The sequence below is a fragment of the Halomicronema sp. CCY15110 genome (genome assembly GCF_016888165.1).
In the GTDB taxonomy this organism is placed as follows: Bacteria; Cyanobacteriota; Cyanobacteriia; order Phormidesmidales; family Phormidesmidaceae; genus Halomicronema.
In genome coordinates, this window is sequence record NZ_JACSWC010000384.1 from 1 (window position 1) to 559 (window position 559).

Annotated in this window: 1 pseudogene; it reads right to left on the minus strand. The window is 52.1% G+C overall.

From position 1 onward, the window contains the following. Positions 1 to 197: 197 nt before the first annotated feature. Positions 198 to 559 (minus strand): annotated as a pseudogene (locus tag JUK32_RS18815) (tetratricopeptide repeat protein); the annotation flags it as partial.

The window sequence follows — 559 nt, forward strand, 5'->3', positions numbered from 1 at the left end:
TCGATGACCCCATGTTTTCTGGCAGCATCCTACTACAACATGACTTGTGTGTACTTAGTAGCCTTGCCAAGGAGAGGTTAGGTGAGGTTTTCCCGATCAAGTATCGCTCAAGTTTTCAACTTGGACGTGGTTTAGCTGACCTGCTTGCTGCTCAACCAACCCCGAAACCAGGACTTTAGTTGTCTTAAAGGCGACTTCAGCTTTTTGAGGGCAATCTGACGATTCTTTTGAGCGAGTTCAAAATCAGGCTTGATTTCGACGGCGCGATCATAGCTGGCGATCGCCTCCTCATAGCGCCCTAAGTTACCGAGCGCATTGCCCCGGTTGTTCCAGGCTTCGTGTTTGTCCGGTTTAATGTCGACGGCGCGATTATAGCTGGTAATCGCCTCCTCATAGCGCCCTAAGTTGAAGAGAGCATTGCCCCGGTTGTTCCAGGCTTCGTGATAGTCCGGTTTAATGTCGACGGCGCGATCATAGCTGGCGATCGCCTCCTCATAGCGCCCTAAGTTACCGAGCGCAATGCCCCGGTTGTTCCACGCCTTGTGGTCGTCGGGTTTGA